This is a genomic window from Mesorhizobium sp. M1A.F.Ca.IN.022.07.1.1 (genome assembly GCF_003997575.1).
GTDB lineage: Bacteria > Pseudomonadota > Alphaproteobacteria > Rhizobiales > Rhizobiaceae > Mesorhizobium.
In genome coordinates, this window is sequence record NZ_RZST01000003.1 from 1 (window position 1) to 22,813 (window position 22,813).

General features: G+C 61.6%; 41 protein-coding genes. 14 read left to right on the top strand and 27 right to left on the bottom strand.

Going from position 1 to position 22,813, the window contains the following annotated elements; all coding sequences use genetic code 11:
• The 23 genes from hisD to EOA75_RS01170 form a co-directional block, all read right to left on the bottom strand.
• Positions 1 to 967: histidinol dehydrogenase (gene hisD / locus EOA75_RS01060; RefSeq protein ID WP_127323376.1), on the bottom strand; the 967-nt coding region annotated here is incomplete at its 3' end.
• A 9-nt stretch (positions 968 to 976) separates the two neighbouring features.
• Positions 977 to 1,408, bottom strand: coding sequence for a DUF2948 family protein (locus EOA75_RS01065; RefSeq protein ID WP_127240902.1), 432 nt, complete (start codon positions 1,406 to 1,408; stop codon positions 977 to 979).
• A gap of 78 nt (positions 1,409 to 1,486) precedes the next feature.
• Entirely contained in the window at positions 1,487 to 2,779 is a 1,293-nt protein-coding gene (gene murA, locus EOA75_RS01070) for a UDP-N-acetylglucosamine 1-carboxyvinyltransferase (RefSeq protein ID WP_095802510.1), read from the bottom strand.
• Positions 2,780 to 2,921: 142 nt separating this feature from the next.
• Positions 2,922 to 3,098 carry a hypothetical protein gene (locus EOA75_RS33840; protein WP_095802509.1) on the bottom strand — a complete coding sequence of 59 codons (177 nt, stop codon included), beginning with the start codon at positions 3,096 to 3,098 and terminating at the stop codon, positions 2,922 to 2,924.
• 314 nt (positions 3,099 to 3,412) lie between these two features.
• The gene (locus EOA75_RS01080; protein WP_127323435.1) at positions 3,413 to 3,820 is read right to left on the bottom strand and encodes a tyrosine-type recombinase/integrase; all 408 of its coding nucleotides are present in this window, start codon (positions 3,818 to 3,820) and stop codon (positions 3,413 to 3,415) included.
• Positions 3,798 to 4,088 (bottom strand): hypothetical protein, encoded by a 291-nt coding sequence (locus EOA75_RS01085; RefSeq protein ID WP_127323377.1) that lies wholly within the window; start codon positions 4,086 to 4,088, stop codon positions 3,798 to 3,800. The genes EOA75_RS01080 and EOA75_RS01085 overlap by 23 nt, the downstream gene beginning before the upstream one ends.
• Positions 4,085 to 4,537 (bottom strand): MucR family transcriptional regulator, encoded by a 453-nt coding sequence (locus EOA75_RS01090; RefSeq protein ID WP_127323378.1) that lies wholly within the window; start codon positions 4,535 to 4,537, stop codon positions 4,085 to 4,087. The genes EOA75_RS01085 and EOA75_RS01090 overlap by 4 nt, the downstream gene beginning before the upstream one ends.
• Before the next feature lie 220 nt (positions 4,538 to 4,757).
• On the bottom strand, positions 4,758 to 5,573 hold the full coding sequence (locus EOA75_RS01095) for a glycosyltransferase family 25 protein (RefSeq protein WP_127323379.1): 816 nt from the start codon (positions 5,571 to 5,573) through the stop codon (positions 4,758 to 4,760).
• Positions 5,570 to 5,941, bottom strand: a complete 372-nt coding sequence (locus EOA75_RS01100) for a hypothetical protein (protein WP_127323380.1) — start codon at positions 5,939 to 5,941, stop codon at positions 5,570 to 5,572. The genes EOA75_RS01095 and EOA75_RS01100 overlap by 4 nt, the downstream gene beginning before the upstream one ends.
• Positions 5,942 to 6,110: 169 nt before the next feature.
• Entirely contained in the window at positions 6,111 to 6,464 is a 354-nt protein-coding gene (locus EOA75_RS34440) for a hypothetical protein (RefSeq protein WP_206516941.1), read from the bottom strand.
• Between the two features lie 147 nt (positions 6,465 to 6,611).
• Positions 6,612 to 7,004: a hypothetical protein gene (locus EOA75_RS01110; RefSeq protein ID WP_206516942.1), complete on the bottom strand. Its 393-nt coding sequence runs from the start codon at positions 7,002 to 7,004 to the stop codon at positions 6,612 to 6,614.
• Positions 7,004 to 7,186 (bottom strand): hypothetical protein, encoded by a 183-nt coding sequence (locus EOA75_RS01115; RefSeq protein WP_127323382.1) that lies wholly within the window; start codon positions 7,184 to 7,186, stop codon positions 7,004 to 7,006. Before EOA75_RS01115 ends, EOA75_RS01110 begins: the two co-directional genes overlap by 1 nt.
• The gene (locus tag EOA75_RS01120; protein ID WP_127323383.1) at positions 7,183 to 7,401 is read right to left on the bottom strand and encodes a hypothetical protein; all 219 of its coding nucleotides are present in this window, start codon (positions 7,399 to 7,401) and stop codon (positions 7,183 to 7,185) included. Before EOA75_RS01120 ends, EOA75_RS01115 begins: the two co-directional genes overlap by 4 nt.
• A complete protein-coding gene (locus EOA75_RS01125; RefSeq protein WP_127323384.1) occupies positions 7,398 to 7,637 on the bottom strand; it encodes a hypothetical protein in 240 nt (79 codons plus the stop codon). The genes EOA75_RS01120 and EOA75_RS01125 overlap by 4 nt, the downstream gene beginning before the upstream one ends.
• Positions 7,634 to 7,924, bottom strand: coding sequence for a hypothetical protein (locus tag EOA75_RS01130; RefSeq protein WP_127323385.1), 291 nt, complete (start codon positions 7,922 to 7,924; stop codon positions 7,634 to 7,636). The genes EOA75_RS01125 and EOA75_RS01130 overlap by 4 nt, the downstream gene beginning before the upstream one ends.
• Positions 7,921 to 8,121, bottom strand: a complete 201-nt coding sequence (locus EOA75_RS01135) for a hypothetical protein (protein WP_127323386.1) — start codon at positions 8,119 to 8,121, stop codon at positions 7,921 to 7,923. The genes EOA75_RS01130 and EOA75_RS01135 overlap by 4 nt, the downstream gene beginning before the upstream one ends.
• Before the next feature lie 4 nt (positions 8,122 to 8,125).
• Entirely contained in the window at positions 8,126 to 8,374 is a 249-nt protein-coding gene (locus tag EOA75_RS01140) for a hypothetical protein (protein ID WP_127323387.1), read from the bottom strand.
• Positions 8,371 to 8,781: a hypothetical protein gene (locus EOA75_RS01145; protein ID WP_127323388.1), complete on the bottom strand. Its 411-nt coding sequence runs from the start codon at positions 8,779 to 8,781 to the stop codon at positions 8,371 to 8,373. The genes EOA75_RS01140 and EOA75_RS01145 overlap by 4 nt, the downstream gene beginning before the upstream one ends.
• A gap of 2 nt (positions 8,782 to 8,783) precedes the next feature.
• Complete coding sequence (locus EOA75_RS01150; protein WP_127323389.1) at positions 8,784 to 9,890, bottom strand: hypothetical protein; 1,107 nt, start codon at positions 9,888 to 9,890, stop codon at positions 8,784 to 8,786.
• Positions 9,887 to 10,072 carry a hypothetical protein gene (locus EOA75_RS01155; RefSeq protein WP_127323390.1) on the bottom strand — a complete coding sequence of 62 codons (186 nt, stop codon included), beginning with the start codon at positions 10,070 to 10,072 and terminating at the stop codon, positions 9,887 to 9,889. Before EOA75_RS01155 ends, EOA75_RS01150 begins: the two co-directional genes overlap by 4 nt.
• A complete protein-coding gene (locus tag EOA75_RS01160; protein WP_127323391.1) occupies positions 10,069 to 10,383 on the bottom strand; it encodes a hypothetical protein in 315 nt (104 codons plus the stop codon). The genes EOA75_RS01155 and EOA75_RS01160 overlap by 4 nt, the downstream gene beginning before the upstream one ends.
• Complete coding sequence (locus EOA75_RS01165; protein WP_127323392.1) at positions 10,380 to 11,501, bottom strand: hypothetical protein; 1,122 nt, start codon at positions 11,499 to 11,501, stop codon at positions 10,380 to 10,382. Before EOA75_RS01165 ends, EOA75_RS01160 begins: the two co-directional genes overlap by 4 nt.
• A 323-nt stretch (positions 11,502 to 11,824) precedes the next feature.
• Positions 11,825 to 12,442: a helix-turn-helix domain-containing protein gene (locus tag EOA75_RS01170; RefSeq protein WP_164746620.1), complete on the bottom strand. Its 618-nt coding sequence runs from the start codon at positions 12,440 to 12,442 to the stop codon at positions 11,825 to 11,827.
• A 75-nt stretch (positions 12,443 to 12,517) separates the two neighbouring features.
• Here EOA75_RS01170 and EOA75_RS01175 point away from each other — a divergent pair, with 75 nt between their 5' ends.
• The 14 genes from EOA75_RS01175 to EOA75_RS01235 all read left to right on the top strand — a co-directional run bounded on the left by EOA75_RS01175 (position 12,518) and on the right by EOA75_RS01235 (position 19,598).
• Positions 12,518 to 12,754, top strand: a complete 237-nt coding sequence (locus EOA75_RS01175) for a helix-turn-helix transcriptional regulator (RefSeq protein ID WP_127214626.1) — start codon at positions 12,518 to 12,520, stop codon at positions 12,752 to 12,754.
• Positions 12,723 to 13,274: a hypothetical protein gene (locus EOA75_RS01180; RefSeq protein ID WP_127239295.1), complete on the top strand. Its 552-nt coding sequence runs from the start codon at positions 12,723 to 12,725 to the stop codon at positions 13,272 to 13,274. The genes EOA75_RS01175 and EOA75_RS01180 overlap by 32 nt, the downstream gene beginning before the upstream one ends.
• Before the next feature lie 95 nt (positions 13,275 to 13,369).
• Positions 13,370 to 13,579, top strand: a complete 210-nt coding sequence (locus EOA75_RS01185; RefSeq protein WP_127214630.1) for a hypothetical protein — start codon at positions 13,370 to 13,372, stop codon at positions 13,577 to 13,579.
• 131 nt (positions 13,580 to 13,710) lie between these two features.
• Positions 13,711 to 13,959, top strand: coding sequence for a GIY-YIG nuclease family protein (locus tag EOA75_RS01190; RefSeq protein ID WP_164747235.1), 249 nt, complete (start codon positions 13,711 to 13,713; stop codon positions 13,957 to 13,959).
• Entirely contained in the window at positions 13,956 to 14,849 is an 894-nt protein-coding gene (locus EOA75_RS01195; RefSeq protein WP_127323395.1) for a helix-turn-helix domain-containing protein, read from the top strand. The genes EOA75_RS01190 and EOA75_RS01195 overlap by 4 nt, the downstream gene beginning before the upstream one ends.
• Entirely contained in the window at positions 14,846 to 15,550 is a 705-nt protein-coding gene (locus EOA75_RS01200; protein ID WP_127323396.1) for a hypothetical protein, read from the top strand. The genes EOA75_RS01195 and EOA75_RS01200 overlap by 4 nt, the downstream gene beginning before the upstream one ends.
• The gene (locus tag EOA75_RS01205) at positions 15,540 to 15,965 is read left to right on the top strand and encodes a hypothetical protein (protein WP_127239299.1); all 426 of its coding nucleotides are present in this window, start codon (positions 15,540 to 15,542) and stop codon (positions 15,963 to 15,965) included. Before EOA75_RS01200 ends, EOA75_RS01205 begins: the two co-directional genes overlap by 11 nt.
• Positions 15,965 to 16,273, top strand: a complete 309-nt coding sequence (locus EOA75_RS01210) for a hypothetical protein (protein WP_095825855.1) — start codon at positions 15,965 to 15,967, stop codon at positions 16,271 to 16,273. The genes EOA75_RS01205 and EOA75_RS01210 overlap by 1 nt, the downstream gene beginning before the upstream one ends.
• A 90-nt stretch (positions 16,274 to 16,363) precedes the next feature.
• Positions 16,364 to 16,714, top strand: coding sequence for a hypothetical protein (locus EOA75_RS01215; protein WP_127323397.1), 351 nt, complete (start codon positions 16,364 to 16,366; stop codon positions 16,712 to 16,714).
• Between the two features lie 3 nt (positions 16,715 to 16,717).
• Positions 16,718 to 17,815, top strand: a complete 1,098-nt coding sequence (locus EOA75_RS01220) for an SAM-dependent methyltransferase (RefSeq protein WP_127323398.1) — start codon at positions 16,718 to 16,720, stop codon at positions 17,813 to 17,815.
• 2 nt (positions 17,816 to 17,817) lie between these two features.
• The gene (locus EOA75_RS01225; RefSeq protein ID WP_127323436.1) at positions 17,818 to 18,627 is read left to right on the top strand and encodes a hypothetical protein; all 810 of its coding nucleotides are present in this window, start codon (positions 17,818 to 17,820) and stop codon (positions 18,625 to 18,627) included.
• Entirely contained in the window at positions 18,624 to 19,106 is a 483-nt protein-coding gene (locus EOA75_RS01230; protein ID WP_127323399.1) for a hypothetical protein, read from the top strand. The genes EOA75_RS01225 and EOA75_RS01230 overlap by 4 nt, the downstream gene beginning before the upstream one ends.
• A gap of 91 nt (positions 19,107 to 19,197) precedes the next feature.
• Complete coding sequence (locus tag EOA75_RS35525) at positions 19,198 to 19,326, top strand: hypothetical protein (RefSeq protein WP_281058516.1); 129 nt, start codon at positions 19,198 to 19,200, stop codon at positions 19,324 to 19,326.
• Positions 19,326 to 19,598, top strand: a complete 273-nt coding sequence (locus tag EOA75_RS01235; protein ID WP_127323400.1) for a hypothetical protein — start codon at positions 19,326 to 19,328, stop codon at positions 19,596 to 19,598. The genes EOA75_RS35525 and EOA75_RS01235 overlap by 1 nt, the downstream gene beginning before the upstream one ends.
• Before the next feature lie 241 nt (positions 19,599 to 19,839).
• On the opposite strand, the gene EOA75_RS01240 is transcribed toward EOA75_RS01235, so the two are convergent.
• From EOA75_RS01240 to EOA75_RS34790, 4 genes are all read right to left on the bottom strand, one after another.
• Entirely contained in the window at positions 19,840 to 20,118 is a 279-nt protein-coding gene (locus EOA75_RS01240; protein ID WP_127323401.1) for a hypothetical protein, read from the bottom strand.
• A 97-nt stretch (positions 20,119 to 20,215) separates the two neighbouring features.
• Complete coding sequence (locus tag EOA75_RS01245; protein ID WP_127323402.1) at positions 20,216 to 20,833, bottom strand: hypothetical protein; 618 nt, start codon at positions 20,831 to 20,833, stop codon at positions 20,216 to 20,218.
• A gap of 238 nt (positions 20,834 to 21,071) precedes the next feature.
• Positions 21,072 to 22,142: an XRE family transcriptional regulator gene (locus tag EOA75_RS01250; RefSeq protein WP_127323403.1), complete on the bottom strand. Its 1,071-nt coding sequence runs from the start codon at positions 22,140 to 22,142 to the stop codon at positions 21,072 to 21,074.
• A gap of 6 nt (positions 22,143 to 22,148) precedes the next feature.
• Positions 22,149 to 22,778 carry a hypothetical protein gene (locus EOA75_RS34790; RefSeq protein ID WP_245466528.1) on the bottom strand — a complete coding sequence of 210 codons (630 nt, stop codon included), beginning with the start codon at positions 22,776 to 22,778 and terminating at the stop codon, positions 22,149 to 22,151.
• Positions 22,779 to 22,813 lie beyond the last annotated feature (35 nt).

Below are 22,813 nucleotides of genomic sequence, written 5' to 3' on the forward strand. Positions count from 1 at the left end.
GGTCGACCAGCGGCAGCGAAGCCTCGATCGTCGGCACCAGGATCACGGCGCCGAAATCGCGCCAGCTCGCCGCCGCCGTCGCGGCGCGCGGCAGGCTCTTCAACTGGCGCTCGACCGCCTGCTCCACCGCCGTGCCGAATTCGGCATTGTCGGTGATGAGGATAGACTGCGCCGACGCGTCATGCTCGGCTTGCGCCAGCAGATCGGCGGCGATCCAGTCCGGATCGTTGTCCGCGTCTGCCACAACCAGCACTTCCGACGGCCCGGCAATCATGTCGATGCCGACGCTGCCGAACACCTGGCGCTTGGCTGCCGCGACATAAGCATTGCCCGGCCCGACGATCTTGGCGACCGGCCGGATCGTCTCGGTGCCGTAGGCGAGCGCGGCGACGGCTTGCGCGCCGCCGACGCGGTAGATCTCGGAGACGCCGGCGAGGTCGGCCGCAACCAGAACCAACGGATTGATGACACCGCCCGAGGCCGGCACCACGATCACGATGCGCTCGACACCGGCGACCTTGGCCGGCACGGCGTTCATCAGCACCGAGCTCGGATAGCTCGCTGTGCCGCCGGGCACATAGAGCCCCACGGCATCGATCGCGGTCCAGCGCGAGCCGAGCTCGACGCCGGCGGCGTCCGTGTAGCGGTCGTCCTTCGGCTTCTGCCGCTCGTGATGGGAGCGGATGCGGTCGCGTGCGAATTCGAGCGCCTCGACTGTGGCTGGGTCGGCCGCGGCGTATGCCTTTTCGATGTCGGCCCTGGAGACGGCGATGCCGAGCCTGCTGAGATCGGCCTTGTCGAATTTCAGCGTGTAGTCGATGAGCGCCTTGTCGCCTTCGGCGCGCACGCGCGCGACGATGTCGCGCACCACGGCTTCGACGTCGGCTGACACCTCGCGCTTGGTGGTGAGGAATGCCGAAAAACGCAGCTCGAAATCGGCGTCGGTTTGGCTAAGCGTGATGGCCATTGTCGGTGCTCAGGTCCTGTGAACCGGGCGCGAGGTGGCTTCCCAGGAGCCGCCGACATCGGCGAGCCGCGCCTCGATGCACTCGACGTCGAGCATGATCGTGCCGCCTCCGGAAAAAACCAGCTCGATGATGCCGGCCGGCTTGCTGAATGCGACGAAGCTGACCGCCAAGAGCGACAGTACCTCCGTCGGCTTGTCGCGGGCGATGCCGCTGGTCTTGGCGCCGAGCACGCGGTCGAAATGCAGCACGCTCTGCCGCCGTTCATTGTGCTGGCGCAAGAAGCCGGACCTCGCCTCCCAGACGAAGCGGTTCATGGTCAGCACGAAACGTTTGGCCGCCGGCAGGTATTCGAGGTCGGAGACCTTCATCACGGCGTCCTGGACGTGGGCCGAGATGATGCTCAGATCCTGGTCGTCGAGCGCGATGAGCTTGAGGGCCATGCGGAATGCGCACCTGAAGGTTGATTAGTCAATCTTCTGTTATGCGGTCTTTCCGCTCTGCGCAACCGAGGCGCTTTGTCAGCCCGAAATCCGCTCGATCACCGCGCCGCAGCCGGAAAGCTTCTCCTCCAGGCGCTCGAAACCGCGGTCGAGGTGGTAGACCCGGTTGACGGTGGTTTCGCCTTCGGCGGCAAGCCCTGCGATGACCAGCGACACCGAGGCGCGCAGGTCGGTCGCCATGACCGGCGCGCCTTTCAGCTTGGCGACGCCGTCGACGATCGCGGTCTGGCCCGACAGCGTGATGTGGGCGCCGAGGCGGGCAAGCTCCTGCACATGCATGAAGCGGTTCTCGAAGATCGTCTCGGTGATGCGCGACTTGCCCTTCGCCATCGTCATCAGGCCCATGAACTGCGCCTGCAGGTCGGTCGGGAAGGCGGGGAAGGGCGCGGTCGTAACGTCCACCGGCGCGATGCCGGCGCCGTTGCGCTTGACGCGGATGCCGGCATTGGTCGGCGTGATCTCGGCGCCGGTCTCGGCAACGACATCGAGCGCGCTCTGCAACAGGTCGGGGCGCGCGCCTTCCAGCACCACGTCGCCGCCGGTCATCGCCACCGCCATGGCATAGGTTCCGGTCTCGATGCGATCGGGAATGACGCGCACGCGCGCCCCCGACAGCGCCTCGACGCCCTCGATGGTGATGGTGGAGGTGCCGGCGCCGTGGATCTTGGCGCCCATGGCGATCAGGCATTCGGCGAGATTGACGATCTCCGGCTCGCGGGCGGCGTTTTCGAGTACCGTCTCGCCCTTGGCGAGCGAGGCCGCCATCATCAGCACATGGGTGGCGCCGACCGACACTTTCGGGAACACGTAGCGGTTGCCGTGGAGACGACCGTTCTTGGTTTTGGCAACGACATAGCCGTTGTCGACGTCGAGCTCGGCGTCCAGCGCCTGCAGGCCTTCGAGGAAGAGGTCGACCGGGCGCGTGCCGATGGCGCAGCCACCCGGCAGCGACACCTTGGCCTCACCCATGCGGGCAAGCAGCGGGCCGATAACCCAGAAGGAGGCGCGCATCTTGGACACCAGCTCATAGGGCGCGGTGGTGTCGACGATGTTGCGGGCGGAGAAATTGATGGTGCGCGAATAGCCCTCCTGCTGCTTCTCGCGCCGGCCGTTGACGGAATAGTCGACGCCGTGATTGCCGAGGATGCGGATCAGTTGCTCGACATCGGCCAGATGCGGCACGTTTTCGAGCGTCAGCGTGTCGTCGGTGAGCAGCGAGGCGATCATCAGCGGCAGCGCCGCGTTCTTGGCGCCCGAAATCGGAATGCTTCCGGCAAGCTTATTGCCGCCGACAATTCTGATGCGATCCATGAAAGAACGTCCCCTCGGCCCGGACGGGCCGGTTTCAATCGGTTGAGTATATCCGGCTCTAGACTATCGGCCGGTGCGGTTCAAGAAATAGGATTTCCCCATCTGTGGACCAAGTGTGGTCGGCCAGTGTGGCTGATTTCGGTTAGTCCTTGTGCATTTTTCCAGCAGTCGGCAATCCTTCCGGCCGATCGTCAGGATTGCCATCCCGCCGCGAACGGGCCTGCGCCTTGCGCTTCTGCAGGTTGGCACGCAGCGCCTCGGCCAGCCTGTCCTTGCGCTCGCCGTCGCGTTTTTTCGGCGGATTTGGCTTATCGTTCATCCCCGGTCCTCGCCGGCGGATAGCCGGCTGTGGTTCAGGCATAGTTAACATTGTGGCGCCGCCATGTCATCGAAGCCTGCTCGCAAGCGGCTTCCACAGCCGCGGCATTCGACACATGCCGCGGCAAAACTGCGCAGCGATTTCGCACGAAGGCATGCGTCGTTTTAAGGTTTTCTTGGCCTTGCGCTTGCCGGTTCGTTATGGCAGAAGCGCCGCCATCGCAGGCTGCGGTAGCTCAGTGGTAGAGCACTCCCTTGGTAAGGGAGTAACCAAGATGGAAACGCGGCTCTTTTCCCAGCAAAATCAGATCTTTATCAGGCGGGCCGTTTTCGGCTGGTGTAAGGTCTCGTAACCACTTTGGTTGCTTTGTCACCAGCGTTTGCCGCCTTGCGCGGCTTCTTCTTCCCGAAAACCTTGTCGATGACGCCCTTTCCATCGCCGTGGGTATAGTTTTCGAGGAGGAGCTTCTTCGTTTTCCAGCGGCCCTTGTCGGCCGTGGTGGCGATGTCGACGCCGTTGCGCACGATCATCTCGGTGGCGAAGCTGTGACGGCCCGGTTGATGGGTGCCAAGATACGGGATGCCGGCCTTTTCGCAAATGCGCTTGATGTCCTTGTAGACCGAACCGCGCTGGATATAGCCGAACAGGCGGGTGTTCGGCTTCTTAGCGGCACGGCCGTTGTGGCGTGGGCCTGAGCGCCTATTCTTCCAGGGTACGCGCATCTCCCATGCGGCCAAGCGTTCCCGCTTCCACTGGCAGACAATCGGAACGCTCCTCGACCAGCCAGGTCTGCGAATTTCCCTTGAAGCCGAACAGGCTGTCGCCGGCCTCGATCACGGCGACAGCCCCGTCGCGCACCGCCGCGTGAACGATATGCTCTGGCACGACCTGGTAAGGTCCTTCGAACCACCACCGCCTCTGGCCACTGGAGAAGCCGAGGCGCAGGGAATCGCACTTCGCAAGTCGCTCAATGACGGCGGTGACTTTCATGGCGCGCCTACTGGAAGGCGCGGCGCGCGGGCGGTCTTGGTGCGGATGGGCGGCACCTTGGAATGCCGGCCGAGGCCAGAGGCCTTCGCCAGCCGCGACCGCGTGGCGGAATAGTTCGGCGCGACCATCGGGTAATCCGCCGGCAGACCCCACTTCGCGCGGTAAGCGTCGGGCGTAAGACCGTGGTCGGTCATCAAGTGCCGCTTGAGCGATTTGAACTTCAACCCGTCTTCCAGGCAGATGATCAAATCGGGATGGATCGACTTCTTGGGGTGGACGGCCGGCTCCTTCGGTGCGGTCGCGTTGACGACCGCCGGGCCGTCGAGCTTGCGTACAGCGGCGTTCACGCTGGCGATCAGCTCGGGCAATTGCGCGGCTTGCACCGGGTTGTTTCCGACATAGGCCGAGACGATCGAGGCCGTTAACTCGATGTAGTTCTTGTCTTCCATGCTTACTCTCCGTGGTAGGGGTTGTGTCGTCGAGGTCAGATCGCCTCGGGTCGACCTGGTGACGGGCGCGCTTGCCCGATTGGTGCCGGCGTCTCGAGGGGATCGATTTCCACCATTGCTGGCAAACTGGTCATGCTGCTTCTCTTTGCTACCAAATCGGTGCTTAGTGTAACCATTTTGGTTACAATGAAGTCAAGCAAAAAAGGCGGTCTAATTTTCCCTAGGTCTTGGTGCAGAAAGCACCTGTTTGATCGGCAAACATGACCTCGGTTCGCCAATGGCGGCGCAGCGTGTGTCCCAGCCGACGGAGCGCCTGCAAGACCTTTCGCTCCAGCCACGGCTTCTCCATCAGGTTCCCGGGAAAGCGAGGATCGCTGTGCACGGCGAGCGCCGGCAGCTCGATCAGGCTGGACCCTTTCGGATAGAAGCACTGTGTTTGAATGCTAAGGGCCGGGATCATCTGATAAGATTTAAGGCTGCCGGCTATTCCACAGGCGGGGTTGAACTTCACATGGTCGACCGCATCCGAGAATACTCTCGTCAGCGCTAAAAGGCGCTCAGCCGTTGCCCGCGATAGGATGTATCCGCCGGACCCAAATGAAAAGCTCCGCAGAAGCGCAAGTTTGAAGGCGCCGGGTAGGGCAGACACAGAACTGTCGAGCCAAACTCTGACGGGAACCGCCTCGATCTTGATGATGTCGGCATCCTTGGGAATCCACGAGGTGTTCTCACCTAGGAACGGGGCCGCTTGCTTCGCTATCAACATGTCGTCTTCGAAAACGCAGCCGTAGGCGTCCGGCCCTGACACGATCCGCTCCCAGCATTTGCGGTGGCTCAGGAAGCACCCCACCTCTTCTGGCGTCATCGCAGCCGCGCCAGCTATTGGCTTGTGGACGTCCGAAATTTCGGCGTCGCTAAGCAGACGTCCGTCCACCGCCGGCACTCGTTCAAAGGCTGCTCCGATGGAGTTGAGACGATCAGCCATGCGCTGCATTCTGCCCGGGCTGCGGTCCAGGTTGATGATGTAGGATTTCATGGAATTTGTTGATCGGCAGCTTGGCTGTCGGATTTGACCTCGTTCGGGCTACTTGCATCGCTGGCCTTGCCAGCTCTTCCCTGGTCTCTCTTGGCTTGGAAGAATCTCGCCTGCGCACGAGACATTCTCTTATTAAAGCTACCCAACAGATACCCGCCGGGCAATACGCACATTATTCCAGTGACGACGTTATTGGGCAGCACAAAGTACAACAGCGTCAAACCGACACAGGTTACGATAAATGTCCAAAATAAGTTTGCAAACGCGTCTTGCCACATGCGGTTTACCGGAAGGAATTGCTCCATCCATGGCAAAACCAGCGGGTTCTTATCCCAAAACTGTTCAATTCGGATCGGTTCCGGTGGCACTGGCTTCGAACGATCAGTGGGCTACTAAAGACGGCCTTGGTCGGCAGCGATGCAATGTCTAATGGGCAAAAGCATCTCGTAAGGTCCTCCAAGAAACCTCGGAGTATCCGTGCTCGGCCATGTTGTCTGTGCACGTTTTGCGTGACTGCTTCACTTCTAGGTGATGGCCTCATAAGAGCAATCCTGGCGTGTCGAGAGGCGACGTTGAGGTTGCAGCCTTGGGCGCTTGCGCCAGCATCCATTTAGCCGGCACGACGGGCTTGCCATTCTTGGCGAATGGGACGAGGCGCTTCCAATCGAAAAACCCGAGCTGTCCGCCGACTGGGATGAATTCGACCGGACACGCGTCAGCGATCACGAGCCCCTTCGGGCCGGAAAACCACGGGCTGTCGAACTGGGTCACGATGTCGACGATGGTGCCGACACCGACGATCCCGCCGCGCGCCAGCTCGGCTGGCGGCGGGCATTGGAAACCGAGAGACTGGCAGAGAGCAGCGCAGTCCTCGTATTCGTCGCGCGTCATGCCGGTCGAGGCGTGGATCGCGAAATCGGAATTTAAGGCCGGGGTTGCCCGCGCGCCAGGACCGGTTCTCCACCGGCTTCCAGCCCATCATGACGCAGTGCGCCCAGGGCTGGCGCACCGAGAGAGCCAGCGTCGGAAGGTCGTCCATCACTCACTCCTGGCGATCAGTTTGGGTTTCAGTTTGCCTTGCTTGGCCCTGTTCTCGACCGAGATCGGAACACCCGGCCGCTGCTCGAAGATCGTCTGCAGCACCTTGCGCACCTGGTCGGCGCCGGGCGCGTCGGTGACGAGGATCATCAGCGCCGCGTCGGAGAGCGCCTGATTGATGTTGGCAGCGGTGGCAGCGACCGAAGGCGCGGCGCGCACCTTGGCCCGGCTACGTCGCCGTGCGAGGCGGAAATATTCCCGCTTCTGGTCTGGGTTGAGGCTGGAGAAGCTTCCGGGCTTTGGCGCGTTCTTCGCCGTCAGCAGGCCATAAAGCTTCTCCAACGCCTCATCGGGGGAAAGTTGCGTTTGGACATGTCTAATTGCAGTTTCCATCACGGCGCCGCCGTCAGCAAAATGCCGATCAGGATCAGCAGGGCGCCGATGAACGAGACGACCGCGCCGAAGACATAACCCTCGATAGGCACCCACCGACCGGTGATATCGAGGTAGGCGCGCCGTGCGCACGCGCTGATCATGAGGATGAAACCGACGGCCAGAAAGAACGTGCTCATCACGCGCCCGCGATGTTGGTGTGAGTGGTGATGATGTTCGCGCCGCCGTCGGCGCGACCGGGATCCGAGGCGGCCGGCGCAAGCCGGTAATAATCGAGCGCGGCTTCGGCGATCGCGCACTCTGCCAGGTCCTCGACCGTCCGGCCCTTCTCGGCGGAAATCGCCTTCATGCGAGCTGCGGTCAGCTCGTCGACATACACAGAGATGATCGGCATCACTCGCCGCCTTCGCCGCGGTCGCGCTTCCGGGCTTTGGTGATGAGCACCACTTCCCCGTTGGGATAGACCAGCTCCACTTGCTCATTGCGGCCGATGCCGTCGAAGATCGATTGCAGGTGAAGGGTCAAGCGCTCGTTGGTCCTCTCGAGCACATCCATCTTCGCCTCGATCTGGGCTCGAGCGATACTGGCCTGGAGATCGGAGAGACGGAGCGGAGCGGTTACTTGGTCGGTCATGCGGTCGTGTCCTTCCGGGGTTGAACGGGAGAAAATTCGACGGTGTTGAGGCTTTCGCCAGGATCCAGCGCCAGGTCGGCGCCGGCCCTCGTAAGGCGGAAGAAGTCATCGCCGCCGGTGAGGATTGAGCCTGAGCGCCGCGTCCCGTACCCGGCCTCGACCATCACCAGCCAATGAGGGTGGTCAGTGCTGCCTTCACCAGTCACGAAATGGTTGCGGTAGGATTCCTTGCGCCGGCCGTCGAGACCGAGGGCGTGCCGGGCAAGATCGCGCTGGACCGGCGTCATCGCTTCTTGTCCACCACTTCGGTGGTAAACACGCCGTCCACCGCCTTCATCGTCAGATTTGAGGAGCCGGTGGAATCGATCTCGGCCACCGGCATCTCGACTATGCCGAGCCGGCGGACCAGGGCGATGATGAGCTGGCTCTTCATCGCCTCGATCACCATCTGGTGCTCGTAGGAGAGGTCGTGGATGCTGCTCATGCCGTTATGCTGCCTCCTCGTCGGGCGTGCGGTCGGTGTAGGGTGCGAAGCCACGAAACTGGATGCCGGTGTGCAGCTGCTCGCCCCACTCACCCCCGCTGTCGCGATAGATGATGCGACGCTCTCCATAGGCGGCCAGGCATTGCTCGACGACCGCTCGGCATCGTTGGTCACGCAGGTCCGGCCGGCAGCGGTCCGCGAGGAAGACCATCCTAGGCGTGACGGCGAACTCGGCGTAGCTGGCGCGCTTCATCGGAAACCTCTTTGGAGCTTCGGGAAGGGCCGGCTCGGCATTTTCCGTTTCGGCTTGTCCTTTCCGGTGCGCCCCTCGAGTCTCTTCGTCTTCGCTATCTCGCGCTGGTCAACCGGTGTTTTGACGCCATGCGTCGGCTTGTTCAGCGCCACGATGAACTCAAGGGCGCAGGATGGCGGGATGGTGTCCTGGGCCTCCACGTCCCAACGCCGCCGCTGCAGCGCAGGATCGTGATCGAACTGGACCCCTTCGAGCGGGTTGAGCCGCGCGCCGCTGGGCTCCTTGCCACCTTGGCGCACGACGATCTCAAGCTTCTCCCGGACGCTGAGCGCGCGCGGCCGCCAGTTCTCGGGCGGACCGAGCACCTGGGCACCATGGTCGGGAAGGATTACAATCCTGCCGGCCATGATCAGCCTGCACTCGGCGGGACGAGCGCAGCCAGCCGCCGCGCCTTGATCTTGTCGGCCAGCTGGCGGCTGCTCTCGTCGTCGTGGAATTGAGCCTCGACGTCGAACTCGGTCCAGATTTCCTCCACGGCCGCGGTCGACTTCGCACCTTGCAGGGCGATCTGGAAATCCTCGAAGAACTTGCCGTAGTCGAAGGTCGCTGGTTGCTCCTCCTCGGCGGCTTCTGCGCCATCGTGCATGCCCTCGACATCCTTGTCGAACCCGTTCTCGGGGATAGGGTCGACGGCGTCGAGGCTGGGCACCGGTGGCGGCGATGGCGGGGTGAGCCTCGCCCTGGGTGCCGGCTCGTCGTCGTGGTGCTCGATCAGATCGCCGGCGATCTCGCGGGCCTCGAACTCATCTCGCACGCCGCCAAGAACGTCGCCGAATAGCTCGCGCAGACAGAAGCCAGCTGCGCGCCATTGCTTCATCCGCTTGGGATGGCGGAACCAGGAGGAATCGTTAGGAACGTCGTCCCACACATGCTGGTTGTTTTTCCAGACCTTGCCGCGACGGGTCGGACGCTCGTCCCAAAGGCCGGCTTGCTTGGCGTCGGCGACTGAGTAGGCCACGACCTTCATTTCGCCAGTGTCGGCGCGCACCGCCTTGCACCAGCCGATGGTCCGCTCGTCGACAGTGTTCATCCCTGCGACGACGTCTTCGGAAAGGCCGAGCCTAAGGAGGGCCTCTTTCGATGCGTTCTTGAGATAGCCAAGCTCCAGCGATTTGGCCCGGCCCGACTTTCGAACGACGTTGATTAGACCGTCGCCGTAAAGCGCCGGCTTGCCGCCGATGACCGTGAAGGACCGCAGCGACACCATGGGCGGCAGGCCGAGCTCCGCGCCGGACATGATGACGACGGCTACGGCGCTGGTGCCCTTCTTGCCCCAACGCTTCCAGGCGTCGTCGCCGGCATCATCAGCCGGCTCCCGACCGACAAGCGCCTGTGGCGCCAGACCGGCCTCGACGATCATGGTGGCGAGACGCCACGTTTCCTCGATCGACTGAGGGATGATGGCGCTGATCGCGCCGCCGACCATAAGGGCCGGTAACTGTGCCCGTTCGTTCATTTCCGATCCTCGGGGTTGAAGCTGTTGGCGCGCCACGTCCGGCGCATTTCGTCCGGCTCGATCCGCATGTCGTTCCAGGCGAACCAGAAGGCGGCGGGGACTTCGCGGAAGAGCCGCCGGCAAGCGGCGCTGAACATCACAGGAAGCCAGAAAATGACGATGGCAACGCGGACCAGGCTCATGGCTTGTCCACGTCGTCGAAGATCGACCGGTTGCCGTTCTCGTCGAGCAGCGTTCCGTCGGGCGACCACTGGTGCCGGCCGTTCGGATGCTTGGCGGCGCGCTGCTCGTCGGTGCGCACGTCGATTGCGAGGATGGCCGTCTTGGCGGCGTCGGAACGATCCTTGATCTCCGCGACCGTGACGGACGTCTCGCGGCCGCGAACAGGCACCATGACGCGGGAGCCGACAGCCACGTCGAAGGCACCGGCGAAATAGTCGTAGGTTTTGTCGCTCTCGCCAAATTTGACGGCGACGATCTTCTGGTCGGTCATGCTGCCCTCTTGTCTGGAACCCGCTCCATGCCGGCTGGCAGGGCGGCGTCTTTGTTGCGCGCGATGCGGTTGGCGATCTTCTCGACCGCCTCGCGCACCTCCGGCTCGTCTTTCAGGGCCATGACCAGCGCGTCGTAATCGGTGATGTTCGCGACCCAATAGGTGTGCAGGGACATCTTGGCGCCGGTCCTGCCGGCGAAGACCGGACGGGCTTGTGCCTCACGTGCAGCTTGCACTGCACGCTCGCTCAGCCGCTGGGCCTCCGCCTCGGCTTCGATCTGCAAGGCCTCCTGCTCGCTCTCCTGCGCGAATGAAGACGCGATGCCGGGGAAGGTGCTGGCTTCACGCCGGGCCTTCTCCTCCTCGACCGAGCGCGCTGCGTCGGCCGCCCGCTGCTCAGCCGCTTCTGCCTCGCGCCGAATGCGATCGGCGTCCTCGCGGGCCTTGCGCTGGCGATCCTGCTCCTGGCGGTCGAGTTCTTTCAGCCACGCTTCACCATGCTTTTTCAGCTTCTTGGCGAGGTCCTTGGCATCGGTGCGCAGATCGCGCCATTTGTCGTCGACCGCGTTGCCGCCGTCGAGCCAAGGACGCTTCTCGACGTTGAATTGTTCGTCGGCCTTGTTGGCGATGCCGGCGAGCCGCTTTGCCCAGACGCCCGCCTGATCGGCCTGCTCCTGGGTGCTGATCGGCTTTTTCAGGAAGCCCTCGACCGTTTCCTTCTCGGCCGCCAGTTCGAGGGTCAGGTCTTTGTGCAGATCGCCTGTCTTGGCCGGGAGGTTGTGCTCCTTCGAAACCGGCGGCGGGTCATCTGGCCAAGGCTCGCCGGCCAGCACGGAATGATAGAGCGCTTCGGTGATCGGGTTGCGGCAAGCATAGTTCCAGACCTTGTCGGCCTCCGCTTCCTTGCCGCCCTGCAGGCAGATGACACTGCCCGCCGCGTCGCGCCAGATGGCAACGGGAACCAGGGGCGCATCCTTGAACGGACGGTTCCTGAAAAATCCTGACTCCGGGCTGTCGGCCGAAGGGGCGAGCAGGAGCAGCTGATCGTGGGTCAGCTCGCGATATCCGCCCGCCAGCTTCAATGCCTGACGCCACCATGCGTATTGGTCCGCCGTCATCCGTCTGTTTCCTTTTGTGTTACACGTGAAACCATTTTGGCAACACAATGGGCGCGACAAAGCGGTCGCGGGGTGCAGTGCTGCTTAGATCGGGAGAACCCGGCCGGGCTGGTGCGGGCGAATGGTGCGGGGGGTCACACCGGCCCGGCCGGGAACACGCAGATACTCAACACATGACCGCGAGGCATGATGGTAAAATACAACCAGGGGCAACTGGGCCATCGGTCTAGCGATCCTTCTGCGTGAGTAGGATCGTAACCGATTTGGTACGTTTTGCAAGTGGTGTACCCGAAATGGTTACATCTCAGGCAAAAAAATGCAGATCAGAGTGTGGAAATCCTCAGCCGGGCGCGCCCGATGACCTTCAAGTCCTTCGGCTGGACGGTTTCGTTGACCGCCGCGGGGTTGTCGCTGTGGACCTGGACGGCGCCTGCCGTCGTGGGCGAAAGGTAACGCCACTGCACCGCGCCGGCGATCTCTAGGGCGAAGATGCCGGGTCGATTGGGGATGTTGTCGTCCAGATCGATCACAAGCGCATCCCCTTTGGCAACAATGCCATTGGCCTGGTAGGCGTCGACCATCATGAACCGGAGGTTGTGGCCCGTTGAGTTCGGCAGCATGCGGGCCAGAAACTCAGGATCCAGCACGAGGCCTGGCGTTTGATTTTTGCCGCCGGCGATCTCGAACACCTGGTTGAATTTGCTGACGTCAATCGCCGCAAGCTCCGGAAACATAAGCTCTTCCGGCCTGACATTGAGGTGCGGCGCGATTCGCTCCGCCCATTTCAAGGTAAGCTTCCGGCCGTTTGGGCCATCCTCTTCCTCAAGGCGGCCCATCTGCGGCCTTGTGGTGCCAACGCGACGCGCCAGCTCAGCCTTGGTGAGCCCGGCTTTCTCCCGGAAGTGCTTAATTCCATTCGCCATATCAGTGCGGTAGCTCAAAACGCTTTCCTGCGAAACTGTGCCAGATTGGTTACAAACCTTGACGTGTAACCAAATTGGTGACAAAACCCGCCCATGGAGAACCTGCATCAACTGACGAAATGGCGTGAAGAACGCAATCTAAGCGCCGCCGACGTGGGCCGGATGATCGACTGTACGCGGCTGACAGTCGATCGGTACGAGGCCGGCCGGATGCCCAGGCAACCATATCTCGACCGCATCGTCGTTATGACCGACGGTGAGGTGAACGCAAACCATTGGTTGGGCAGGGAGGCGGCAGATGTCGTTGCACGGCGCCCGGCTTCGGCTTGACCCGAGATACGATCAACACGGTTCCTCGTTCCGTCCGAAGTTGGTCGGTGCGTTCAACAACTTCCCAAGCCGCAACTCCAAGCGGTTTCCAGCAATCATCGTCGTGGCCCATCGGCATTCCCCTTGCGGTCGTGGCGATGATGGCGGGGAAATTGTTGGATGTGTCCGACAAGGCATCCGAGAATCCCGATGGGTCGTCGTTCCTTCTCCTGTTTTTTGTGAGGAATCGATGCAGGACATTGCTGCAGAGCTACAACAGGTGGTGTTCAAAGCCGCCGGAACTATCAAACCAGGCATGGGCATCAAAGCTCAGATCAACGCTGCGTGTGACGCGCTCGGCTACCCGCGCGGCCACTGGCGGGTGAGGGATGCTTGGTATGGCACCGCTTCCAACTGGAACGGCAAAGCCATCTTCGACCTCCTCGGCCGCTACAACCGTTTGTGCCAGAAGGCAGGCTCCAATGTGGAGCCGGTTAACGAACCTGTAGCCGTCATCGCGAAAGCTTCGAACAGAGGCTGACTTTGACGGAGGTGTGATTTCCTCCGCCAATTACTTCCGCCTTAGGTCCGCACGCAATGTTTCAAGTTGAAACATTCCCAGGAGGTTTAATAAAAATGAAGCAGACTGACGGCGGGCAGACGGTAAACGGAGAAGTAAAGACAGTTATGGCTGGGTTTTGCCAAACAGCAAGAAGCATTGGATCGGCTGCCGCCGAGCGAAGTGCAACGGTGCATCTCGTGGCAGCAGCGGCATATCTGGGAGAAACCGTCGGTCCTTCCATGACTAAACAGATCCTGTCGGCGGTATTGGCCTCGATAGGATAAGCAATGAACTACCAGATTGAACGGCAATACCATTTGTAGCTTGTAGGATTGCCGCTCCTCGCAGTTGAGAGAGCGACATGACGATAATTCGTAGGCATGGCCCGAGACCGATCCGCGAGGATCCGGGCTTCGTGTATGTGATGACGGCCGAGCACGGCGGGGTAAAGATCGGGATGTCGACCGATCCCACCCGCCGCTGCAAGGTCGTCAATCGCAACAAGGCCATCAAAGCGGTGGTGGTGTCCCAGCGGCATTTCGCAGACCATCAGGACGCTGAGCGGCTCACCCACATTGCCCTGGCCAAATGGCGCCTGTCTGGCGAGTGGTATAGTTGCCCGGTCGAAACCGCGGTCGCGGCAGTTGAGGCACTGCCAGCATGAGCCATGCCGCCACAAATTGGGCCATAACCCAGCGCGGGCTCAAACCTGCCACGCGCATCGTCCTCTGGCATCTCTGCGACCGCCACAACCCCGACCTTGGCTGCTTCCCGTCCCAAGACAAGCTCGCCTATGACTGCGAGATGTCGCGCTCTGCGCTCAATGAGCATCTCAAAATCCTGGAGCTGACCGGCCTAATTCGCCGGGAGCAGCATATCAACCCCCGCACCAAACAGCAGGAGAACACGCGCTATCGGTTCGCGTTCGAGGCCGATTTCGTCACGGTGGTGGAGCCGAGTCCGGAATCTGGACACGGGGCCGAGTCCGGAAAAGAGGGCGAGCCGTGTCCGGAAAATGCCTATAGCCGAGTCCGGAATCCGGACTCTAACCCTGTAAGGGAACCAGTAAGAGAACCTCCAGGGCGCGCTGACGCGCCGGGCGGAGGGGATTTCGATATGCTGTGGTCGTCATGGCCAGAGAAGATGCGACCGGACAGCCGGGAAGCGGCTGCGAAGACGTTCGCAAGCCTTGAAGCTGACGGCAAGGCGCTGGCGATTGCGACGGCGGAGACCTATCGAACGACCATGATCCTTCGGAAGGAAAAGCCCCTGATGATCCCCTTCCTGAAAAAGCAGCTCTTCCTCGAGTTCCATGGCGCGCCACCTATCGACAGGGATGGGGATTTCGTGATCACGCCCGAGCGGCCCGAGTGGGGCGCATGGCTGGGCTCGATCCGCCGCCACTATGGTGAGTCGGGCGTGCAAAGCACGATTAAGTGTCGTCGCATCCTACGTAAAACACGGTGGCCGAGCGATCTTTCGCTTGCCCAAAGTGTAACCAGAATGGCAACATCTGGAACCGTAACGGATACTGCTTCGGCGGCTCGGGCATGATGAAGATGAAACGCCTTTTTCTCGATACGCCCGCCGAGCTGGAGAAGCGGATCGACCGCTTCATCGAGCACATGCGGCATGCCGAGGACATCTTCTTCACCAAGAACAAGCGAGGCCTGCCTACGCCGCGCGACCTGCTCTGGATACTGTTTGCCGACGCCGTCGACACGGCCCGAAACATGCCTGACGTCGAACGCCGCATGGTCTCCAAGGTCGGATCGGCTATGCCCTCGTCGCGAGAGACCGAGCATCAGGCCTATGTGCGCGAGCTGTCGCGCATGGCCGACGGGATGCCACAGTACGACAGCACCGAAGTTCGCATCGTGGTTCACCAGTCGGCCGCCGATCGCATGGTCGACATCATAGACCTTCTCCGCTTCGTGCGGGCAGGGCGGCAAGGGCAAGACGCGCAGCGCTACAAGCGGACTTTCCTGGCGCATGCCGGCGGCCACGGCGTCGAGTTCTGCACGCGCGTCTGGGACCGGCATCGCGTCGAGGTCATGTCGAGGCAGGCGCTGCACGACGTCAAGAGCCGGGTCCTCGGCCAGATCCTGGTCGGCATCGAGAAGGAGTTCGGCCTGGTTCGCACCAGCCGTAGTTTCCGGCGCAAGACCGTCCGGGAAATCGACCAGCTTCGAAGGGAACGCAAGCGCGAGGAGAAACGTCGCCGGCGTGAGGAGCAGGAAAACAATGCCGGTTGACATCGCGATGCCGCGCAACCTGGTCGATCGGCGCAAGAACGCCGGCCATGCCGCGGTCTGCGCCGTCGGCTTCGAGGCTGACCCGGGTGTCTTCCGGCTCGCGACGGCCGAGAACATCGAAGCGCATCTCCCCCAGCTCCAGCCCGGGCGGTGGGAGAGGCTGCATTTCGCACATGTCGTCTGGACGCCGGGGCTCGCCGTGGCGCGCACCATCGTGCTGGGTGCCGAGCGGACGCTCGCCAACTGCCATCTCGGCCAGCATTGGTACCGGGCAAGTCTCGACGTGCTTCACGGCCTGATCCTGGCCGAGGCCGCATCCCTTCGGTCCCCTATCTGGTCGCAGTCCGAGATGATGCACATGCTCAAAGGTCAAGCCATTCGCGCGGCCGACCGCTTCGCGGCGGGGATCGTCTGATGTTCCCGACAGCCGACCAGATTGCCCTTGCCATCGTAATGGCCTGCCGGCCGCACCGAGAGGATCCGTTTGCGGTGTGCTCCGGCGAACTCGGCATGCGGGCGCGCCATGTCGCCATGGAAGCCTTGATCATCGCCTTTCCTGACGCCCGTCGAGTTGGGCTCGGCAAATGTCTCGCCTATGGCACTCCGCGCTCGGCGCAGGGCCAGGTGATCGGCGCCAAGAAAGGCAAGTGGTGGAGCGACGACCATGTCGACGAGATCGTCGGCGCCCTCGTCGCCGAGCAATACGGCGAGCAAGCGCAATGATCGCCCGCCTTTCCCGTTTCATCCGCCGTCTTCGCGACCGCGCAATCCCGCGCGTGTCGTGTCGCGGCATCTACCTGAGGATCAACTGATATGGACACTCTACAAACCGCTGGCACCGAGCCGCTGGATGTCGACGAAGACTTCTCGGAAGCCGTCTCCCAGGAACTGGCCCGAGATCCCTCCCAGCCGAAACCGTCGGTTCGCAACATGATCGCCACCACCGGTATGTCGCTGAAACGGCACATCGACCGGCTGCGCACCAAGGAGACCGAACTTGAGGCGACCAAGGCCGCCGCGACGGTCGAGTACGAGCGCGTCATCGCCCAGGCGAAGCTGGTGCGCGACAGTTGCTACCAGGAGACCGACGCCGATCTCCACCAGATCAGGACGACACTCAAGGTGCTCGATCCGGCCCGGGCCAAGCTGTCTGAAATGGCATAAGCCATGGAGGCGGTTGTCCCCTTCGACGATTCCGGACTCGCTCATGTCATCGAGCGAGCTCGGATGCTGTTCGACGACGGCGACGTCGCATCGGCACGCATGCTGGCCGCTGGCGCCTATGACCAGGCGAAGGCGGCAGGCAGCTACGCCACCCGCTTCCATGCCGGCGAGCATCTGATCCGAAAGGCGCGCCGACTCCAGGGTGACGCGCTGCTGATCGAAACGCGCGCGAAGATCACGATTGCCACCGAATGGACTGCCGCCCAGGAAAGAGGGGAAGCTTCGAAGGGCGGCAGGCCGAAAACCGTTCCAGACGGAAACGGTTTCACGGCAGCCGAAGCCGGGCTCACCCGAAAGGAAATCCACGACGCTCGCAAGCTGGCCGATGCCGAGCGGCGGGATCCTGGCATTGTCGAGCGGGTGATCGCCGGGCGCGTCGCGGAAGGACTCGAGCCGAGCCGGGCGAATCTGCGCGTGGCGATCGGCACCGACACCGCCAGCGCGGCCGAGCGCGGCAACAATCTCTACGAGACGTGCCCGGAAGCGGTGCACACGCTGCTGGCGCTGGAGACATTCGGCCCTCGCGTCAAGGAACCGGCATGCGGTCGCGGCGCGATCTCGCGCATGCTGGAAGCGGCCGGCTACGACGTCGCGCTTTCCGACCTCGTCGACTACGGCACCGCCGATCGCCATGGGGTCTTGCAGGACGTTCGGGATTTCCTCACCAGCGAGGCAGGCGACGATTGTGGCGATATCGCCACCAACCCGCCCTACGGCGGCGTGCTCAACGCTTTCGTCGCGCATGCGCTGCGCGTGCACCGGCCGCCGAAGATGGCGCTGTTGCTCAACCTGAATTTCCTCTGCGGCTTCGACGATCCCGACCGCAACTACGCCATGGACGACTGCAAGCCGGCGCGCATCCATGTCTTCACGCGGCGCCTGCCGATGATGCATCGCGACGGTTGGGACGGCAACGAAGCCTCGAGCCGCATGAACCTGGCCTGGTTTGTCTGGGAACAGAACCTTGTCGGCGACTACGCCGGGCCGACGGTCATCAACCGCGTCGACTGGAAAGACTACCAGCCGGGGGCGGACGCATGACGATGTTTCGAGTGATCTCCCTCGGCGCCGGCGTCCAGTCGACCACGATGGCGCTCATGGCGGCAAAAGGTGAACTCGGTCCGATGCCGGACTGTGCCATCTTCGCCGACACCGGCTGGGAGCCCAAGCACGTTTACGAGCACCTGGACCGGCTGGAAAAGCTGTTGCCTTTCCCGGTGCATCGGGTGTCTCAAGGCAACCTTCGCTCCACGATCGGCGCGAACCGACCTAAGGGCCGGTACCTGGTGCTCGATATTCCGGTGTACGTCGCTACTGACGGCACGCCGGGAGGCATGACCAACCGCTCCTGCACGCGCGACTACAAGATCGTCCCGATCCAGCGGAAGGTTCGTGAACTCGTAGGGCTCTCCCGAAAACGCGCCCCTAAGGTCCCGATCGTCGAGCAGTGGATCGGCATTTCGCTCGACGAGACGATCCGCATGAAGCCTAACCGGGAAGCTTGGATTACAAGCCGCTGGCCGCTCATCGAAAAGCGGATGAACCGCAACGATTGCCTGCGTTGGATGGAGCGCAACGGCTTCGACGAGCCTCGAAAATCTTCCTGCATCGGCTGCCCCTATCATAGCAACACCGAGTGGCGGGCGATCAAAGCCGATCCAGTCGCATGGGCCGACGCCGTCGAAGTCGACGAACGTCTGAGGTCTCATCCTGCAGGTGCCTTTCGGCTGAAAGGCGATCTATTCCTGCATCGCTCGTGCAAGCCTCTTGCCGAGGTCGACCTATCGACGCCCGAAGAACGCGGCCAGCTCAACCTGTTCCTCAACGAGTGCGAAGGGATGTGCGGCGTATGAACGTCCAGCCCTTCCTGATCGGCGAGGGTTGGATCGAGGTGCTCGACGGCAACGACACCGCGCGCGACATCTTCCATCGCCACTATTCCCGCTATCGCTACGCCGACGGTCGGCAGCCTGCGTTGTTCGTCGGTCCGGGCGAAAAGCTCGTCTTGCTCACGGCTGACGCCGGCGCGGTCTCAGCGTGGCGACGCGAGAGGCACCGCTTCGACAACCAGGAAGGCGTCAACTGCGCGATCTTCCGTCGAGAGACCGGCGAAGTCGCAAGCGAGCTGCTTGCCGCCGCAATGGTGATCGTGTGGCAGCGCTGGCCGGGCGAGCGGCTATTCACCTTTGTCGATCCCCGCGAGGTCGAGCCCACCTGGCGCGCAGGGCGACCGACATGGGGCCACTGCTTCTATCAAGCCGGCTGGCGCTACGCCGGCATCACGAAAAAGCGGCTGCACATTCTGGAGTGCCGGCCGGAGTGGGTCAACTGATGCCTGCCTATCGCAGCTCGGCCGAAGCTGAGATCCGAGAGGCCGCCGTGGCTCGCATCCGCCAGCGCCGCCCCATCGAAAGGACTGCCGCATGAATCGCTTCGCCGGATTCACCGTCCCCGTCCGGTTAAGGCGCGACGGGGAAACTCTCTCCACGGCCCGCGACGCGGCCGAGCGCATTTTGCGCAAGGGCCGGATGATCCCGGTGGAGCACAGGTGATGACAGGATTTCGCGAAGGCTGGGTTCTCAAGTCGCCGACTGCCATGACCACGCACTACTTTCGCCGGCGCAGTCTCGGGCTCGCCGTCTCGCTCTGCGGCTCCCAGGACGCGCCGGCCGGATGGCTGATCGAAAATTCGGGCGCCGGTCAATGCGAGCGGTGCGCCATACTGCGGGAGAAGGAACTCGCCAGATTGGACGCTGCGCCGCCAGAGGTGGCCGAGGACGAGCGCGGCGACCACCGGGCGTGTGAGGGGAAGGCCGGCGACTGACGCGCGCTGGCAGGGCTTATAGCCCAACGGCTTGAGCGATTCACCGTCCACGGTCGAGCTTCAACCGGCGCATGAAGGTGGCGAGGGGCATTGACCCGGGGCCGGAAGGCAAGTTGGCTGTGCCCGATCCGAAGCTCTACCTCAAACACGTCCCCACGATCGACATCAGCCGTGAGCGCGGGCCGGGCGTAGCGCGCCGGCTGGTCGGGATTGCAGGTTGGGCAGTGATGTCGATAGCTTCTCAGCGGCCGTTATTCTCGGGTTCTTTAGGCAGCAGTTTAGGCTTTTGCGCATAAAGGCGATCGATAAGGTAATAGAGCCCATGGCAGGTCGTTACTAGAAGGTGGGCCAAGACGAAGTTGAATGCAACGGCCACGAGCCCACCGATGCCACGCGTGGCTATGGCTCCCCAGCTGTCAGTTAGGTAGGCGACAAGAGCTTTGACCGGCTCGGCTGCTGCAATCAATAGAATTGCTCCGACAGATAAAAATAGTGAAACAAACGCTAAGTAACCGAACATGAAGCAAACGTATTGCCGTCTTGTCAGGTATTCGTCCGGGTTTTCTCCCGGAGCGGCGTTCTTGACTGTCCGTCTGATCGGACCTACCTCTATTTGCTCATCCAAATCGCCAACTGAAGAAGCAAAACTGGCGACTCCCACAAGGGCTGCAATATAGAAGCCAGTCAGAACGGCGGCAAAGCTGCCAAATCGATCCAGAAAAAAAAAGCCCGTCCGCGTCCACGAAATCGGCCTTGGCCGGCCGCACCAAAGTCACGTAGCTCAATGTGCCCCCTTTTAGTGCACCCGACAGTGACTCGGAAGGCACGCCCACGGGCTTGAAGGTGCTGTAGGTGTCGACTCGTTTCTTTTTGCGTTCGAAGGCGTATTGGTAATCATGCAGCGCTTGGCCGATTATTCGTTTAACGACTGCCATGCTAATGCCTGGGATCTCTTCAAGCGCCGCTCGATAGGTTCCAGGCCTGATCGACACGTCGTAAATTATCACATGCGCTGAAACTGACTGCTCTTCGCCCTCCAGTTTTTCGGCTTTGCGAACCGTGACTTTGGTATCTCCAGCCTCTAGCCTCGCCTTCCTACGATATATTGGCTCCGCTGCATGGGGAGATGCGCGATGAAATAAGAGCACCAAGGCCTGTGCTCTGCTGTCATAGACGACCTCCATCAACTCGACAATGTCGCCGTTCGGCTGAACTTCCAACGCCTTGTCTGCCAAAGATCGGGCCCCAAGAGCGTCCCAAACGCTGAAGTCATTCCCCTCAGCGAATAACGGTAGATGGGGCGCTCCGACGTGCCTAGGAGAGAACGAAAACTCGAATCGCCGAAAAAAACGAGAGTGCTTTTCTAGAAACATCTAACCCATCCCCGCTGTGCTCCGGCAATACAACTGAACCCGCGCCCAAAGTCGAGTCGACGCATGGATTTTGTTGTTGAAGCTGCTGAACTGGTTACAATTACACGATCCTCAGCGAGCCACGGGCGCTCTGCGGATGAACAACGACAGGTAATGCACCCGCCAGGCCGAACAGCAGGTTCTCGATCTCCTCAAGAGGAACCGCAAGCCGATCAGCAATATCGGTCTTCGTCGTCCTCTCCGCCCAAAGTGTGGCCAGTACTTTTTGCCAGACAATCGAGTGCTCACGAGGGATGCCAAACGGTTCTGAGGTCCGGTAACCGCGGTCTGATGCCTGAATACAGAAGGTCCGATACTGCCAATCTGATAAGATACCTAACGCATGAAGTCTGTAGATCATGGCCATCACAGACACTGCCCAACGCTTTTTAGCCTCGACGATCTGATTGAGCGTGTGCACGCGAGGAATTCGAGATAGCACATCGGCAGATGGCATTAGGAACGACGAGGCAAAGCGGTTGGCATCATCCTCGGCTCTCCTACCACTTGGGCCGCCGTGTTTGTGCATAACAAGGTGCCCCAGCTCGTGAGCTGCATCAAACCGGCTATGTTCCGGCGTTTTTATCGTGTTGAGAAACACAAATGGGCGATCGCCCCTCCACACCGAGAAGGCGTCAACTGTCCGGGTATTCTCGGCCAATGAGAAGACCCGGACACCCTTCGCTTCAAGGAGGTGAACGGTGTTCTTGATCGGCTGCTCGCCGAGCCCCCATTCCTGGCGGAGGGAGCGTGCTGCAACTTCCGGGGTTTCCCCACTCAAATCGATAAGATCCGCAGGCGGAAGACTAAAGTTCTCATCCAGCCAATCGGACAGGAGGTAGCCAATCGCGCCGGCCGCGAGAGCTGCATCGCGATCTCGCGCGCTCATGGCGGTCAGGCTTCGAAAGCTAGCCGCATCGGCCACAAGCTCATCGATGTCCGGCGAACAGAAAAACGTCACCGGAAAATCGAGAAGAGTCGCCATGCGGTCGATGACTTCTGCCGGCGGCGATATATCGCCACTTTCATACCGCAAAACGGTATGTGGGGTTACACCCAACGCTTCAGCCAACGCCTTCTTCGTCAACCCTCGTCGTTTCCGAGCGAGGCTGAGCCGTCCAGGTGTAAGCATGCAAAATTACTTTCGTAGGACAGCTACGTCGAGATCCGTGCCTTCATCGGAGGACGTCGAAACTGCAATGCGTTCCCATTCGCCCGGCCGAAGAATCCAAATGCGCTCGCTATACCCAATATAGTAGCCCCCCCTGAATTCTATTGGCCTTGCAATTTCAGCACGAACGTCTGTTCCGTTGTCGAATACACACAGCTGCCATAGGTCATAAGCGTCCGGTCGGCTTTCGCGCGGGTGCTCCCTACGGAAGAGATCGAGTTGCGAATTCAGGTCGGTTATCTTTTCGGCCGCTGGCCCCTTCTCCGTACGATTCCGCGGTGAACAGGTTGGGTCGCAAACTCCTCGGTCAGCATTCATCACCGTGACTTTGCGGCGAAAATCGCGGCTGATGATGAGTTCAACACCATTGTCGTCGCCGGCTTCCCAACCTTCGCGGCAAAAGATCTGGCGCATGCGAGTGATACCAGCGTCCCAGGCGAAGAACCCCGGGGAGGCCTTTGGGTTATGGCTGGTGCAGCTACCACGAGCCGCCACCATCGCCTTTATAACTTCGATCCACTGCGCTTTTGTCGAATTGAAATACTGCGAAAGCCGACGATCGCACTCGCGATCCTCTTGATAGATAACAGCAGCCACCACGAATCTCCGCGTAACTTTTTTCGACCTCATTT